At 74.0% G+C, this 14,275-nt stretch carries 15 protein-coding genes; 10 read left to right on the plus strand and 5 right to left on the minus strand.

The annotated features are described in order from the left end of the window. Positions 1-89: 89 nt before the first annotated feature. Entirely contained in the window at positions 90-1,481 is a 1,392-nt protein-coding gene (locus IE332_RS16830; RefSeq protein ID WP_229928656.1) for an alpha/beta fold hydrolase, read from the plus strand. Positions 1,482-1,630: 149 nt separating this feature from the next. Here the strand turns inward: IE332_RS16830 and IE332_RS16835 are convergent, their stop codons facing one another. Both IE332_RS16835 and IE332_RS16840 read right to left on the minus strand, forming a co-directional pair. Next, positions 1,631-2,188 carry a hypothetical protein gene (locus IE332_RS16835; RefSeq protein WP_189916843.1) on the minus strand — a complete coding sequence of 186 codons (558 nt, stop codon included), beginning with the start codon at positions 2,186-2,188 and terminating at the stop codon, positions 1,631-1,633. Beyond that, on the minus strand, positions 2,185-3,330 hold the full coding sequence (locus IE332_RS16840) for a serine hydrolase domain-containing protein (protein ID WP_189916845.1): 1,146 nt from the start codon (positions 3,328-3,330) through the stop codon (positions 2,185-2,187). Before IE332_RS16840 ends, IE332_RS16835 begins: the two co-directional genes overlap by 4 nt. 138 nt (positions 3,331-3,468) lie before the next feature. On the opposite strand from IE332_RS16840, the gene IE332_RS16845 reads away from it, so the two are divergent. Both IE332_RS16845 and IE332_RS16850 read left to right on the plus strand, forming a co-directional pair. Beyond that, the gene (locus IE332_RS16845) at positions 3,469-4,029 is read left to right on the plus strand and encodes a DUF3885 domain-containing protein (RefSeq protein ID WP_229928657.1); all 561 of its coding nucleotides are present in this window, start codon (positions 3,469-3,471) and stop codon (positions 4,027-4,029) included. A gap of 190 nt (positions 4,030-4,219) precedes the next feature. Continuing rightward, the gene (locus IE332_RS16850) at positions 4,220-5,599 is read left to right on the plus strand and encodes a pyridoxal-phosphate dependent enzyme (protein WP_189916847.1); all 1,380 of its coding nucleotides are present in this window, start codon (positions 4,220-4,222) and stop codon (positions 5,597-5,599) included. A gap of 27 nt (positions 5,600-5,626) precedes the next feature. Here the strand turns inward: IE332_RS16850 and IE332_RS16855 are convergent, their stop codons facing one another. Further along, the gene (locus IE332_RS16855) at positions 5,627-6,052 is read right to left on the minus strand and encodes an ML domain-containing protein (RefSeq protein WP_189916849.1); all 426 of its coding nucleotides are present in this window, start codon (positions 6,050-6,052) and stop codon (positions 5,627-5,629) included. A 127-nt stretch (positions 6,053-6,179) separates the two neighbouring features. Continuing rightward, positions 6,180-6,938 carry a TetR/AcrR family transcriptional regulator gene (locus IE332_RS16860; RefSeq protein ID WP_229928658.1) on the minus strand — a complete coding sequence of 253 codons (759 nt, stop codon included), beginning with the start codon at positions 6,936-6,938 and terminating at the stop codon, positions 6,180-6,182. Positions 6,939-7,042: 104 nt separating this feature from the next. Between IE332_RS16860 and IE332_RS16865 the strand changes: the two genes are divergently transcribed. From IE332_RS16865 to IE332_RS16890, 6 genes are all read left to right on the plus strand, one after another. Beyond that, complete coding sequence (locus IE332_RS16865) at positions 7,043-8,062, plus strand: ATP-binding cassette domain-containing protein (protein ID WP_189916861.1); 1,020 nt, start codon at positions 7,043-7,045, stop codon at positions 8,060-8,062. After that, the gene (locus IE332_RS16870) at positions 8,062-8,883 is read left to right on the plus strand and encodes an ABC transporter permease (RefSeq protein WP_189916864.1); all 822 of its coding nucleotides are present in this window, start codon (positions 8,062-8,064) and stop codon (positions 8,881-8,883) included. The genes IE332_RS16865 and IE332_RS16870 overlap by 1 nt, the downstream gene beginning before the upstream one ends. Positions 8,884-8,986: 103 nt before the next feature. After that, positions 8,987-9,973: an aldo/keto reductase gene (locus tag IE332_RS16875; RefSeq protein WP_189916866.1), complete on the plus strand. Its 987-nt coding sequence runs from the start codon at positions 8,987-8,989 to the stop codon at positions 9,971-9,973. Between the two features lie 71 nt (positions 9,974-10,044). Continuing rightward, a complete protein-coding gene (locus IE332_RS16880) occupies positions 10,045-10,659 on the plus strand; it encodes a TetR/AcrR family transcriptional regulator (protein ID WP_189916868.1) in 615 nt (204 codons plus the stop codon). 89 nt (positions 10,660-10,748) lie between these two features. Then, complete coding sequence (locus IE332_RS16885; RefSeq protein ID WP_189916870.1) at positions 10,749-11,342, plus strand: DUF4188 domain-containing protein; 594 nt, start codon at positions 10,749-10,751, stop codon at positions 11,340-11,342. Positions 11,343-11,626: 284 nt separating this feature from the next. Further along, complete coding sequence (locus IE332_RS16890) at positions 11,627-12,277, plus strand: cysteine peptidase family C39 domain-containing protein (RefSeq protein WP_189916872.1); 651 nt, start codon at positions 11,627-11,629, stop codon at positions 12,275-12,277. Between the two features lie 53 nt (positions 12,278-12,330). Here the strand turns inward: IE332_RS16890 and IE332_RS16895 are convergent, their stop codons facing one another. After that, positions 12,331-13,182, minus strand: coding sequence for an SCO6745 family protein (locus IE332_RS16895; RefSeq protein ID WP_189916874.1), 852 nt, complete (start codon positions 13,180-13,182; stop codon positions 12,331-12,333). Positions 13,183-13,463: 281 nt separating this feature from the next. Between IE332_RS16895 and rpe the strand changes: the two genes are divergently transcribed. Next, entirely contained in the window at positions 13,464-14,147 is a 684-nt protein-coding gene (gene rpe / locus IE332_RS16900; RefSeq protein WP_189916876.1) for a ribulose-phosphate 3-epimerase, read from the plus strand. The last annotated feature ends 128 nt before the right edge of the window (positions 14,148-14,275 follow it).

Consider the following 14,275-nt stretch of genomic DNA (forward strand, 5'->3'; position numbering starts at 1 on the left):
GGCACGAATGCTCGCGTTCGAGGTCACCCCGGCCCAAGCTGATTCCCGTGACCGCGTCAGCACGGACGCGGCGCGACGGAAGGACGAACATGACGAGCACGCGCGGTCGCGTGGCCGCCCTGCTGGGCGCCGTCGCGATGGTCGCCGGCAGCACCCTGGCCACCACGCCCGCCCTCGCGGCGCCGGCCGAACCGGCCCGGCACGGCGGCGGGATCGCCGGGCAGGCGCCCTGCCAGGGCGCGCCCGAGTTCACCTGCGGGACCCTCACCGTGCCGCTCGACCACAGCGGCGCCACCCCCGGCAGCCTTCAGCTCGACGTGGCGATGACCGGGAACGCCGACGCGCCCAAGGGCGACCTGCTGTTCCTCGCCGGCGGCCCCGGCCAGCCCGGTGTGCCGCTGATCCGGCGGATCGCGAGCAAGCTCACGCCCGTCCTCAAGGACTACCGGCTGATCATGTTCGACCAGCGCGGCACCGGCGAGCGGGCGCTGCAGTGCCCCGGCCTGCAGGAGGACATGGGCTCCTCCGACCTCGCCGTGCCGCGCCAGCAGTCCATCGCCGACTGCGCGGCCACCCTCGGCCCGAACGCCCGCTACTACAGCAGTGCGGACACCGTCGCCGACATGGACCTGCTGCGCCAGGCCCTCGGCGACCGGCGCCTCACCATCGACGGCGTCTCGTACGGCACCTTCGTCGCCGAGCGGTACGCCCTCGCCCACCCGGCGCACGTGGCCCGGCTGGTGCTCGACTCGGTGGTGCCGCAACAGGGTTACGACCCGCTCGACCTGATCGCGCTGCCCGCCACCGCCCGGGTGCTGCGCACCGCCTGCCAGGCCACCGGCTGCACGACCGACCCGGCCGCCGACCTCGCCGCCACCGTCCGGAGGTACGGCAACGGGGCGCAGATCCTCGACGCGCTCACCAGCTACGAGTTCGCCGACCCCGACTACGGCGGGGTGCCGGAGGCACTGCACGAGGCCGCCACCGGGCAGCCGGCCAAGCTCCAGACCTTCATCGACGACGTGCGCAAGAACGACGCCGCGCCGGCCGAGTTCCTCAGCCAGGGCCTGCACGCCGCCACCCTCTGCGCCGACGGGACCTATCCGTGGGGCACCACCGACACCCCGGTCGCGGGCCGGGCGGCGGCGCTGGAACGCACCCGGCAGCGGCTGACCACCGAACAGACCTGGCCGTACGACGCCGCCACCGCGACCGGGCTCGGCAGCCTGCTGGTCTGCCTGGACTGGCCGCGCGAACCGGTGCCGCCGACGCCGCCGGCGCACCGCAAGCTGCCCAATGTGCCGGTGCTGCTGCTCGGCGGGGACCGGGACCTGTCCACGCCGTACGAATGGCTGTACCAGCAGGCGAAGTCGACGCACAAGCCGCAGATCGTGATCGTCCCCGGGGCGGCGCACTCGGTGCAGACCCGCGCGGCCGACCCGGCCGGGCGGCAGGCGGTGTACGACTTCCTGCTGAAGTAGCGCTGCCTAAGTAGCGCTGCCGAAGCTGCGGGAGTAGCGCGGGAGTCGCCGGTGGCGGTCCGTTCCTCACGGGGGTGGGAACGGGCCGCCACCGCGGCTTTCCGGGGAAGGGTCGCTCCGGCCTCCTCGCCGAACAGGCCTCCGCGGGCTCAGAGTTCGGCCGCGCCCCAGCCGTCGTCGGGGAGCGAGCGGTCCGGCTCGGGACAGTCGGCGTGGTCGTAGCCCCACATCACCGCCTTGTGCAGCACCCACTCCTCCGACGGCGGTTCGTCATGGCACTCGCGGTTGGTGAGGACCAGCTCCACCCGGAGCTCCTCGGCGGGCGAGAGCAGCAGATTGCGCTGGTCCGGCAGGTTCTCGTAGGTGATCGTCTGCCAGGGGCGGCCGCCGGCCGTCAGCGCGGCCATCAGTTCGGTCTCGGTGACCCGGGTGGGGAGCGTCACCGACTCGCCCGCCCGCTGCGGGAGTTCGAGCTCGCCGTGCCAGATCGGCAGGGAGAGCGAACGGAGCTCCCGGCAGCGGCAGAACACCGTCTGCACGTCACCGAAGCCGAAGGCGTGCGGCCAGCGCCGGTCGCGGTGGATCCGGCCGCCGTCCCACGGATCGCCGTAGCGGGCGGCGAGTTCGGGCAGCGAGGCACCGTAGTGCAGCTCGCCGAGACGGCCGGTGGTCGCCAGGCCGGTGAGGAGGGTGAGGAAGTCCGTCACCCGAGGCACCCGCGCACCGCGTCGACCAGCCGGGTCGCCCGGGCGTCGCCGTGGCCGATCATCCGGTTGGCGACGTAGGCGAAGCCGACGCCGAACTCGTCGTCACCGAAGGCGAACTGGCCGCCGGCACCGTCGTTGCCGAAGCTCCGCCCGCCGAGCAGCCGGCGGAAGGCCGGGGAGTCGAGCAGCACGCCGGAGCCCCAGCGGGCGCCCATGTCGAAGCCCAGGAAGCCCGCGCCGGAGGAGACCTCGCGCACCGCGTCGGTCACGGTGTCGGCGGAGAGCAGCCGCTCGCCGCCGTCCAGACCGGTCACCGCCGCCGCGTACAGGCCCGCGAGGCCGGTGGCGGAGGCGACGGCACCCGCGCCGGGCAGCTCGATCGCGTGCAGGGCGGGGTCGTTCCAGCCGTGCGGCACGTCCAGGCCGGGGAAGACCAGGGCGCCGTTCATCGTCACGATCCGGGTGAGCAGGTGCTCCGGGCCGGGCATCGGGCGGCGGCCCTCGGCCTCCACCAGCCGGGCCAGCCGCGGCAGTTCGCTCTCCGGAAGACCGATCCAGACCGGCAGGCCGAGCGGCTCGGCGAGCTCCTTGCGCAGGAACGCGCCCGGGGTCAGGCCGGTGATCCGCCGGATCACCTCGCCGACCGCGAAGCCGAACACATGGCCGTGGTACTCGTACGCGGTGCCCGGTTCCCAGAGCGGCTGCTGCGCCTCGACGGCCCGGATCACCGGATCCCAGGCGGCGATCTCCTCGAAGGAGAGCACCGCGTCCAGGGCCGGGAGGCCGGCCCGGTGGCCGAGGATCATCCGGGTGGTGATCGCCTGCTTGCCGTTGCGCGCGAACTCGGGCCAGTAGCGGGCGACCGGGGCGTCCAGGTCGAGCCGGCCCTGCTGGGCGAGCAGGTGCGCGGAGATGCTCACCGGGCCCTTGGCGCAGGAGAAGACCGGCACCACGGTGGACTGGGCCCAGGCGCGGCCGGTGCGTTCGTCGGCGGTGCCGCCCCACAGCTCGACCACCTTGCGGCCGCCGACGAACACCGTGACCGCGGCGCCCAGCTCGGGGAACTCCGCGAAGTTGGCGGCGAAGACGTCCGCGACCGCGCCGAAGCGTTCGTCGGCCCAGCCCTGGTACTGCTGCTGCATGATGGGGTGCCCCGTTCTGACTTCAAGATCGACCGGACCACGCTACGGGAGCCGGGCAGCCGTGACGAGGGGATTTCGGCAGGTCGGGGCTGGTGGGGCGGGTGTGACAGACTCGGCGGCGATCGAGAGGGGGCCGGGGTGGACCGGGAGGCGTTGACCGCGCTCTGGGAGCGGCGGTGGCCGGGCAGCGAGCCCGTCGGGTACGAGATCGACCGGGGTGAGCGGGACGTCTGGGTGCGCTTCCACAGCCTGCCGGAGTCCAAGCGCTACGCCGACGACGAGCACGAGTACGCGATCCTGCTGGAGCGCTACAACACCGTGCTGGACGAGCTCTTCGCCGGCGCCGAGGTGTACGTGATGACACCGAGGTGGACGGTCAGGTCGAGCGTCCCCCGGATGCGCCGGGACGCGAAGCACTGGCGGACCTGGCTCCAGACGGACGACCCCGACCCGGAGTTCCGCACCTACTGCCACGTCTTCGTGGAGCGGCGGCGGTGGCGGCGGGGCTGCCTGGACCGGCTGCTGCGCCGGGTCGCCGACGACGTGGAGGGCGGGGTGATCGTCACCGACACCGGCATGCGACGGCTCTACCACCCGTACGACGGCGGTGCGGACGTGTTCCTCACCACGACGGAGGAGCGCGACCGGCTGAAGGAGCGGCACGCCGACTGGCTGTCCCGGCACCCGCGGGGGTTGTGAGGCGGCCTCGGCCCGCCGGCGGGGCGCGCGGCGACGGCTACCGGGGCGGCGAGCGGGGCGGCGAGCAGGACGGAGAGCGGGACGGCTATCCGGGCGTCGGGGTGGGCAGGCTCGGGCGGTACGTCCGCACACGCCGTGCCGGCCGGACCGGGTCCCCAGCGGGCCGGCCGGCCGGATGAAGGAGCCCAGGATGACCGCAGTGTACGAATCCGTCCTCGACGCGATCGGCGGGACGCCGCTGTTCCGCCTCGCCCGGCTGGGCGCCGGGATCGCCGCGCCGGTCTACGCCAAGGCCGAGTTCCTCAACATCGGCGGCAGCGTCAAGGACCGCGCCGCGCTGTCGATGGTCCTGGCCGCCGAGCGGGACGGCCTGCTGCGGCCGGGCGGGACGATCGTCGAGGCGACCTCCGGCAACACCGGCATCGGGCTGGCGATCGTCGGGCGGCAGCGCGGCTACCGGGTGATCGCCGGGGTGTCGGACAAGTCGGCGCCGGAGAAGGCGGACATCCTGCGGGCGTACGGCGCCGAGGTGGTGCTCGCGACGACCTCGGTGGCGCAGGAGGACCCCCGGCACCTGTTCAACGTGGTCAAGCGGCTCGTCGAGGAGACCCCCGGCGCCTGGCTCGCCAACCAGTACGACAACCTGGCCAACCCCGACGCGCACGTCCGGACCACCGGCCCCGAGATCTGGGAGCAGACCGGCGGCCGGGTGACCCACTTCGTCGCGGGCGTCGGCACCGGCGGCACCGTCACCGGAATCGGCGGATTCCTCAAGGAGGCCTCCGGCGGCACGGTGACCGTGATCGGCGCGGACCCGGAGTCCTCCTCGTACGGCGGCGGCGACGGCAGCCCCTGGTTCGTCGAGAGCATCGGGCACTTCCTCCACCCCGAGACGGTCGAGGACCGCTGGCCGCAGGCCTACCGCTCGGAGGTGATCGACTCCTTCGAGCGGATCCCGGACCGCGAGTCGCTGCTGACGGCACGCCGGCTCGCCCGGGAGGAGGGCATCCTGGCCGGCCCGTCCTCCGGTGCGGCGGTCGCGGCGGCGCTGCGGGTGGCCCGGCGGCTGGGCCCGGACGGCCTGGTCGTGGTGCTGCTGCCGGACTCCGGGCGCTCCTACCTGTCCAAGGTGCACAGCGACGGGTGGATGCGGGCGTGGGGCTTCCTGGAGGAGGCGGACGGCCTGCGGGACCTGCTCGACGGCGCCGGCCCGCTGGTGACGGTCGCCGCCGACGCGACCGTCGGCGAGGCGCTGGCCGTCCTGCGGGAGGTGCCGGGCGGCGTCGCCCCGGCGGTGCTGGCGCGGCCGGCGCGGCCGTTCGGGGTGAGCGCGACGGAGGTGGTCGGCTCGGTGTCCCGGGAGGTGCTGACGGCGGCGCTCACGGACGGCGGCGCCAAGCCGGACGATCCGCTGGGCGCGCTGCTCGGGCCGGCGCTGCCGACGGTGGGCGTCGGGCAGTCGCCGGCCGAGGCGCGGGCGGCGCTGGGGGAGACGTGGCCCGCCGTGGCGGTGCTGGTGGACGGGCGGGTCGCCGGGGTACTGCCGCGGGCGGAGTCGGCCGACGGGTAGGCCCGTGGCCGCCTGGCGGGGGAAGGCTCAGGGCTTCATGAAGTCGACCTTGACCTTGAGCGCCAGCAGGTCGTCGTCGTCCACCGTGTAACCCCGGACATCGATGCCGAACTTCGCCTGCGGGGTCTCCTTCGGCAGGTCCATCGTGAGGGTCAGCGTCGTGTCGCCCTTCGGGATGGGGTTCTTGCCGTCGCTGGTGGAGCAGCTCAGCTTGAGGCCGCCCTCGCCGCGCAGCTCGGAGAAGAGGTCGAACTGCTTCGTCAGCAGCTTGATCAGGCCGAGCTTGACGGTGACGTGGAGGTAGGCGCCGTCCGCGATGTCCGCGAGTGCCGCGGCCTTGATGGTGAAGACGTCGGCCTGTCCTCTGGTGGGCGGGTCCGGGGTGACCGTGATGCTCTCGATCTGCAGCGGGTCCGTCGGCAAGCCGACGTTCTCGTATTCCCAACCGGTCATCGGAATTCTCCATAGTGGTGAGGGGCGTTGATCAGCACGACGGCGGCTCAGTCTGGTGTACCGGCCGCCGGCGCTCTCGTGACGCGCCCCTCAAACCACTCGAACGGGTGATCCATCCACCCTGCCGTCAGTCCTCCGCCGGGGGCGCCAGGATGGCGGAGATGACCCGGTCCAGGCTGCGGTCGAAGGCCCGGTCCGGGTCGGGGGGCGGGCCGGCGGTGGCGAACGCCTGGGCCAGGTGCGGGTAGGCGCCGCTCATGGCCGCCTGGGTGAGGTAACCCACCATCTCCGCCTGCCACTTGGCGCCCGCGGCGGCCGTCTGCTCGTACTGGGCGAACTGGCAGATGAAGCCGTTGAACATCGCCATCGCCTCCATCCGGGCACCGCCGGCCAGCCCGGAGGGGGCGGTGACGCCGAGGAAGTGGTCGGTGTAGCGCAGGGCGTTGGGGCCGATGCTCGGGCGGGTCAGGACCAGGGCCGCCACCCAGGGGTGCCGGCGGAAGATGGCGAGCTGCTCGTGGCCCAGGCGGGTCAGGTCGACCCGGACGTCGCCGCTGGGCTCGGGCGGCAGCCGGTACTCGCCGCTGACGGCGTCGAGCATCAGGTCGAGCAGGTGCTCCTTCTTCGGCACGTAGTTGTAGAGCGACATGGTGCCCGCGCCGAGCGCGGCCGCGACCCGCCGCATCGAGACGGCGTCCAGGCCCTCGGTGTCGGCGATCGTGATCGCCGCCGCGGCGATCGACTCACGGCTGTGGGCGGGCCGGGGGCCGCGGCCGGTGCGCTCGGGGCGCAGCCAGATCAGTTCCGGGGCCTCGGGGGGCGTGGGCCTGCCGGACGGGCTGGGCGCGCTGGGTTCGCTGGACTGGCTGGGATCGCTGGACGGCACTGGAAGATCACCTCGGTTCCCCATCTTAGATACGTACGCCGTACGTAGTACGATGGCGCCCGCACGCACTTCTACGTACGCTGTACCTAGAGAAGGGCAGAGCCATGTCCGACACCACCCGGCCCGCCATCGAGATGGCGGGCGTGCGGAAACGATTCGGCGCCACCGAGGCCCTGCGCGGCCTCGACCTCACCGTCCCGGCCGGCACCGTCTGCGGCCTCCTCGGCCCCAACGGCGCCGGCAAGACCACCGCCGTACGCGTTCTCGCCACCCTGGTCGCCCCCGACAGCGGCACCGCCCGGGTCGCCGGGCACGACGTGGTCCGCGCCGCCGAGGACGTCCGACGCGCCATCGGCCTCGCCGGACAGCACGCCGCCGTGGACGAGGGCATCACCGGGCGCGACAACCTCCGCCTGCTCGGCCGGCTGCACCGCCTCGGCACCCGCCGGGCCCGCGAGCGCGCCGACGAACTGCTCGCCCGCTTCGGCCTCGCCGAGGCCGCCGACCGGCTCGTACGCACCTACTCCGGCGGCATGCGCCGACGCCTCGACCTCATCGCCAGCCTGGTCACCAGCCCGCCCGTGCTCTTCCTGGACGAGCCGACCACCGGGCTCGACCCGCGCAGCCGGCAGGAGATCTGGGACACCGTCAAGGAGTTGGCCGACGGCGGCACCACCGTGCTGCTCACCACCCAGTACCTGGAGGAGGCCGACCGGCTCGCCGACGACATCGTGGTCGTCGACCACGGCGCCGCCATCGCCACCGGCCCACCGGACCGGCTCAAGGCGGCGATCGGCAGCCAGGTCTCCGTCACCCTGGCCGACGCCGGACAACTCGCCGCCACGGCCGTGGTGTTGTCGGCGATGACGGGCGGCGACGCACAGGTGGACATCGCCGAGCGGACCGTCACGGTGCTGACCGTGCCCGGCGTCTCCGTCCTGCTGCCCGCGCTGGTACGGGAGTTGGACGGTGCCGGGGTCGTCGCGCGGGACGTGGCGGTGCGGGCGCCGTCGCTGGACGACGTGTTCCTGTCGCTGACCGGAGGCTCCGCGCGAGGGGACGGCGGCGACTCCGAGCAAGGGGACGCCGCGGGCTCCGCCGGCGCCGTGGGGAGGGCCGCCTGATGGCCACCGTCGTGCTCGCCGCGCCGCGGCCGTCCACCGTCGGCCGACTGGTCGCCGACACCTGGACGTCGATGCTCCGCGTCCTGCTCAACTACCGCCACTCGCCGGGCCTGTTGGCCGCCTCCCTGGGCGTCCCGGTGGTCATGGTGGTGGTCTTCGGGTACGTCTTCGGCAGCGCCATGCGGGTGCCGGGCGGCGGGGACTACCGGGAGTTCCTGATGCCCGGCCTGTTCGCCATGGTCGCCACCAACGGCGTCATGCCCACCATGGTCGGCGCCGCCCGCGACGTCGGGCGCGGGGTCACCGACCGGCTGCGCTCCATGCCGGTCTCCCGCACCGGCCTGCTGCTCGGGCAGACCCTCGCCGACCTGCTGGTCAGCGTGGTCGTCCTGGCGCTGCTGGCCCTGGTCGGGCTCGCCGCCGGCTGGCGCGCCCGGCACGGACTCGCCGACACGGCAGGGGCGTTCGCGCTGCTGCTGCTCTTCCGGTTCGTGATGACCTGGGCCGGCACGCTGCTCGGCCTGGCCGTCGGCAAGGAGGAGGCGGCCGGCCAGCTCTCGGTCGCGGTCTTCCCGCTGGCGATGATCACCAACGCGTACGTGCCGACCGGCGGCATGCCCGGCTGGCTGCGCCTCGTCGCCGACTGGAACCCGATCAGCTCCGTCGTCCAGGCCTGCCGGGAGCTGTTCGGCAACCCCTCGGCGCCCGGATCCGCCTGGCCGATGCAGCACGCCACGCTCGCCGCACTGCTCTGGAGCGCCGCGCTGCTCGCGCTCTGCGTGCCGCTCGCCGTACGGAAGTTCGCCACGCACGGGCGGTGACCGAGGGGTCCGGCGGGGGCGTGCCCGGGGGGTGGGCAGGGGGATCGGCACGCCCGTGAAATGTGCTGGACAGGGGGGCCGGTGTGGTCTTGGGTGGGGCGCCATGGAGTACACCCACCTCGGCCGCACCGGCCTGACCGTCTCCCGCCTCTGCCTCGGCACCATGAACTTCGGCCCGCACACCGAAGAGGCCGACGCCCACCGCCTCATGGACACCGCCCACGACCGCGGCATCAACTTCTTCGACACCGCCAACGCCTACGGCCGCGACGCCGACGGCAACCTCAAGGGCCGCACCGAGGAGATCATCGGCCGCTGGTTCGCCCAGGGCGGCGGCCGCCGCGAGCGCACCGTCCTCGCCACCAAGGCCTACGCCGACATGGGCGACTGGCCCAACGACGGCAAGCTCTCCGCGCTCGCCATCCGCAAGGCCGTCGAGGCGAGCCTGCGCCGGCTGCAGACCGACCACATCGACCTCTACCAGATGCACCACATCGACCGGGCCACGCCCTGGGAGGAGATCTGGCAGGCGATGGAGGTCCTGGTCGCCCAGGGCAAGATCGTCTACGTCGGCTCCAGCAACTTCGCCGGCTGGCACATCGCCCAGGCCCAGGAGGCCGCCCGATCCCGCCACTTCCTCGGCCTGGTCAGCGAGCAGTCCCTCTACAACCTGCTCGACCGTGCCGTCGAGCTGGAGGTCATCCCCGCCCTCCAGCACTACGGCCTCGGTCTCCTCCCCTGGTCCCCACTGCGCAGCGGCCTGCTCGGCGGCGTCCTGCGCAAGGAGCGCGAGGGCACCCGCGGCCGCAGCGCCCTGGGCCACGCCTCCGAGCTCCTCGCCGAGCACCGCGACCGCATCCAGGCGTACGAGGACTTCGCCGACGAACTCGGCACCGACCCCGCCGACCTCGCACTCGCCTGGCTGCTCTCCCGCCCGGCCGTCACCGCCCCCATCATCGGCCCCCGCACCCCGGCCCACCTCGACGCCGCCCTCGCCGCCCTCGACCTCGAACTCGACCGGAAGACCCTCGACCGCCTCGACGAACTCTTCCCGGGCCACCAGCCCGCCCCGGAGGACTACGCCTGGTAAGCGGCGGGAGGCCCCGGCCCCGCCCCCGGTGGATGGGGGCGGGGCCGACCGGCTGTGGTAGCAAGGCAGACATGAGCGAGACGCGGGAGCGGCGGGCGTACCATCACGGGGCGCTGCCGGAGGCCTTGGTGGCGGCGGCGTTCGAGGTGTTGGACGAGCAGGGGCCGGAGAAGGTCAGCGTTCGGGAGGTGGCCCGGCGGGCCGGGGTGTCGGCCGGGGCGCCGTTCCGCCACTTCGCCGACCGGCAGGCGCTGTTGACGGCCTTGGCGGACCGGGTGCTGGCGGACTTCGTGGGCTGGCAGGAGGCGCAGGTGGCGGCCGCCGGGCCGGACGGCGGCTCGGTGATGCGGGCGGTCGGGCTGGGGTTCGTCCGGTACGCGGTGCGCCACCCGCGGCGGTTCGAGCTGGTGCGTTCGCGGGTGTTCGCCGCGGTGCGGGAGCCGGAGCTGCGGGCGCAACTGGACGGGATCGACCGGGCGTTGACGGACGTGGTCGTCGTCGACCAGGAGGCGGGCCGGCTGCGCCCCGGGGATCCGGCGCTGGTCGCCCTGGCCGGGCAGGCGCTGGTGTACGGGCTGGCGCAGATGATCGTGGACGGCTACCTGCCCGCCGAGAAGGCGGAGGAGCTGGCCGCGCAGGTGCTCGACACCTTCGGGCAGGGGATCGCCAACCGGCCCGCGCAGTAGTCGGATTGGGGCTGTGACGAGCCTTGACCGGGTCGACGCGCGCTGATGTAATCACCGATTACATGGGGTGCGGGTACGGGGAGGCACGGATGCCCTTTTTCGCCAAGCCGCTGCGGGGCTACACCACCGCCGCCGCCACCGGCGACACCGTGGTGCTGCTGATCGGCATGCGGATCAACCGGTTCTGGGCCGTGCACCACTGGGGCCCGGTGATGTTCGCGATGTTCCGGATGCTGTACGAGCTGCGCCGGTCGCCCGAGCGCGGCCTCCTCGGCCGGATCCTGCTCACCGCCTCGCCGCGCACCTACTACGTCGTCCAGTACTGGGAGTCGAAGGAGAAGCTGTACGGCTACGCGAGCGCGCCGGACGGCTTCCACCACACCGTGTGGGGCATCGCCAACCGCAAGATGCGGGAGGGCCGGATCCGCGGTCACGTCGGGCTCTGGCACGAGACGTACGTCGTGCCGGAGGGCGGGTACGAGTCGATCTACTTCGACATGCCGCCGTTCGGCCTGGCCGGCGCCACCGGCGCGATCCCGGTGGAGCAGCGCGGCCGGCGCGCGGCCCAGCGGCTGGCCTACCGGTCGAGCGAGACCGGCGGGGCGGGGGACTCCAGCGGCGCCGGGAAGCGGGACGGCGAGGCGGTCGTGGGGGACGGCACGGCGGGTACGGCCGGCGCGTAGGTGGAGGACGGCGCGTAGCCGGCGGGCGGCGAGTCGGGCGAGTCCGGGCCCATGGTGGCCGCCAGGTAGAGCCACGGCGCGATGAGGACCAGCGCGCCCGCCGCCAGCACGGCCAGCACTCCCACCACCGCCGGAACGACCTTCGCCACCGCTGCCTCCCATGGACTCGGCCGCGCTGTCCGCGGCGTGCCCACGCTACGGAAAGCCGCAGGTCGGGTGCCTGAGTACGGATACTCAAGAGTGTCGTGAGTCGGACGGTCGCCCCGGCGTGAGAGCGTCGGGGGATGGTGGATCTGGGCAGCGCCGCGCGGCCGGCGCGGGTGGTGCACGAGGTGCCGTACCGGGCGCAGTGGGAGTCGCCCGAGCTCGTACGGGAGATCGTCGACGGGCGGCTGGACGCGGCCGCCGACCCCCGGTGGGGGCAGTCCGGGGCGGCCGACCCGGAGGAGTACGCCTGGTGGTCGTGGCGGCTGTGCGGAGTGGCCTGCCTGCGGATGGCGTTGGAGCACTGGTGGGGCGTGACGCCGACGGCGATGGCGCTCGCCGGCGAGTGCACGGCGGCCGGCGCGTACGTGCGGGACGGTGAGAGCCTGCGCGGGCTGATCCACGTGCCGTTCGCCGAGTACGTCCGGCGGCGCTGGGGACTGGCGGCGCGGGCACGGGAGTTGACGCCCGAGGAGGTGTCGGCCGAGGTGGTCGGCGGGCGGCTGGTGATGCTCTCGGTGCACCCGTCGATCCGGGAGCCGGCCGGGCCGGAGCCGGTGCGGCGTGGCGGCCACCTGGTGCTGGCGGTGGGCGCCACGGACACCGCGCTGGTGATCCACAACCCGTCCGGGTTCCCGGGGGAGTCGCAGGCCTTCGCGCGGGTGCCGTGGCGGTCGTTCGGGGCGTTCTACGCCGGGCGGGGGATCGTCCTGGGCCCGCCCGGGACGTAGGGCCCGCCCGGGACGTAGGGCCCGCCCGGGCAGGCGGTCTACGGGTTGCCGGCCTACGGGTTGTCGGGCAGCCCCGCCGGGTTGATCGGCAGCTGGCTGCGACAGAGCGCCGAGATCGGCTTCAACGCCGCCGCCAGCCGGTCGAGTTCGGCGCGCGGGTAGTCGTCCCAGACCCGGGTGGCGGCCAGGTCGGTGGCGGCCTCCAGGGCCTGGTGGCCGATCCGCCCGAGCTCGGTGACCGTGCCCCGCTCGGTCAGCCAGCCGCGCTCGACCAGGCGTTCCGCCGCCGCCTCCCACTCGGTGTCCGTCCAGCCGCGCAGCGGCTGTATCGCCTCGCGCCGCATGTCCATCGCGCAGCGGACCACCAGGGCCTCGCAGCCGTCCAGGCCGGCCGCCACCAGTGCGGCCACGTGGCCGTCCCCGCGGTGCTCGCGCATCACGGTGGCGGCCTGCCAGAGCCGCTCGTACAGGCCGCTCGGCCGGGGGAGCGCGGCGTTGGCCGCGGCCAGCACCCGGCCGGCGCAGTCCAGTCGGGACGCGGCCTGCTCCAGGGCGTCCGCGACCAGTTCGACCTGGGCCGGGTCCACGTGCTCCAGCAGCCGGGCCAGCGTCGCCGACGCGCCCTTCAGCCGGGCGGTCAGCGCCTCCTCCGGGCTCGCGAGCGTCCACACCTCCGGCAGGGCGCGTTCGACCATCGCCGGGGCGAAGTTGAAGAACGCGGCGACCACCGGCGCCGCGTCCACCGCGCCGAGCGGGGCCGAACGGTTGGCGAAGTAGCTCCGCAGGCGGCCGTGCAGCCCGGCCTCCTCGAAGGCGGCGCGCCCCTCGGGCTGGAAGTAGCTGACGGCGTGCACCGGCTCGAAGAGCCACCACAGCGCGCGGGCGGGGTGGACGAGATCGGCCATCGGGGGCCCCTTCTCGGACGGAGCTCCGGGTGGGTGCGGGAGCTCGGCTGGTCGGACGGCCCGGCGGGTGCCGCGGCGGCCCGTGGCTCGGACCGCTCGGGCGGGCGCGCGGACCGCTTCAATGGCTGATGACCACGGCGGAGGCCCCGGTAATCCCCGGCGCGCTGTGATGCCCGTCACGGGCGGGTCGCGGTGTGCGGCCGGCGGCACGCGGCGCGAGATGATGGGGCGAGGCGCCCGCTCCCGGGGCGCCACCAGCCCTCGTGTGAAGGTAGTCGGTCATGGCCCAGATCAACCCCAGCATCCTGTCCGCGGACTTCGCCCGGCTCGCCGACGAGGCCGAGGCCGTCCGGGGTTCCGACTGGCTGCACGTGGACGTCATGGACAACCACTTCGTACCCAACCTGACCCTGGGCGTCCCGGTCGTCGAGTCGCTGGCCCGCGCCACCGACATCCCGCTCGACCTCCACCTGATGATCGAGGACCCGGACCGCTGGGCCCCCCAGTACGTCGAGGCCGGCGCAGGCTCGGTCACCTTCCACGTCGAGGCCGCCGCCGCGCCCGTCCGGCTCGCCCGCGAGATCCGCGCCAAGGGCGCCCGGGCCTCGATGGCGCTCAAGCCGGGCACGCCGATCGAGCCCTACGAGGACCTGCTGCCCGAGCTCGACATGCTGCTGATCATGACCGTCGAGCCCGGCTTCGGCGGCCAGGCGTTCCTCGACATCATGCTGCCCAAGATCCGCCGCACCCGGGAGCTGATCGCCAAGCACGACCTGGAGCTGTGGCTGCAGGTGGACGGCGGCGTCTCCGCGAGCACCATCGAGCGCTGCGCCGAGGCCGGCGCGGACGTCTTCGTGGCCGGCTCGGCCGTCTACGGGGCCGAGGACCCGGCGGAGGCCGTCCGCAAGCTCCGGGACCTCGCCGACCAGGCCTCGGCGGACGCCTGGTGGGCCTGCGGCCACTGAGGCGCCCGCCACCTGTCGCCCCACCAGCCTTTCACCGCTCCACCGCCCTTTCACCGCCTGACCGCCGGATGGCCGGGTGCGGGTGGAGGAACGTCGGACCGTGCCGGATGATCGGTCACGACGGGCCC

It is taken from the genome of Kitasatospora xanthocidica (assembly GCF_014656195.1).
Taxonomy (GTDB): Bacteria; Actinomycetota; Actinomycetes; order Streptomycetales; family Streptomycetaceae; genus Kitasatospora; species Kitasatospora xanthocidica.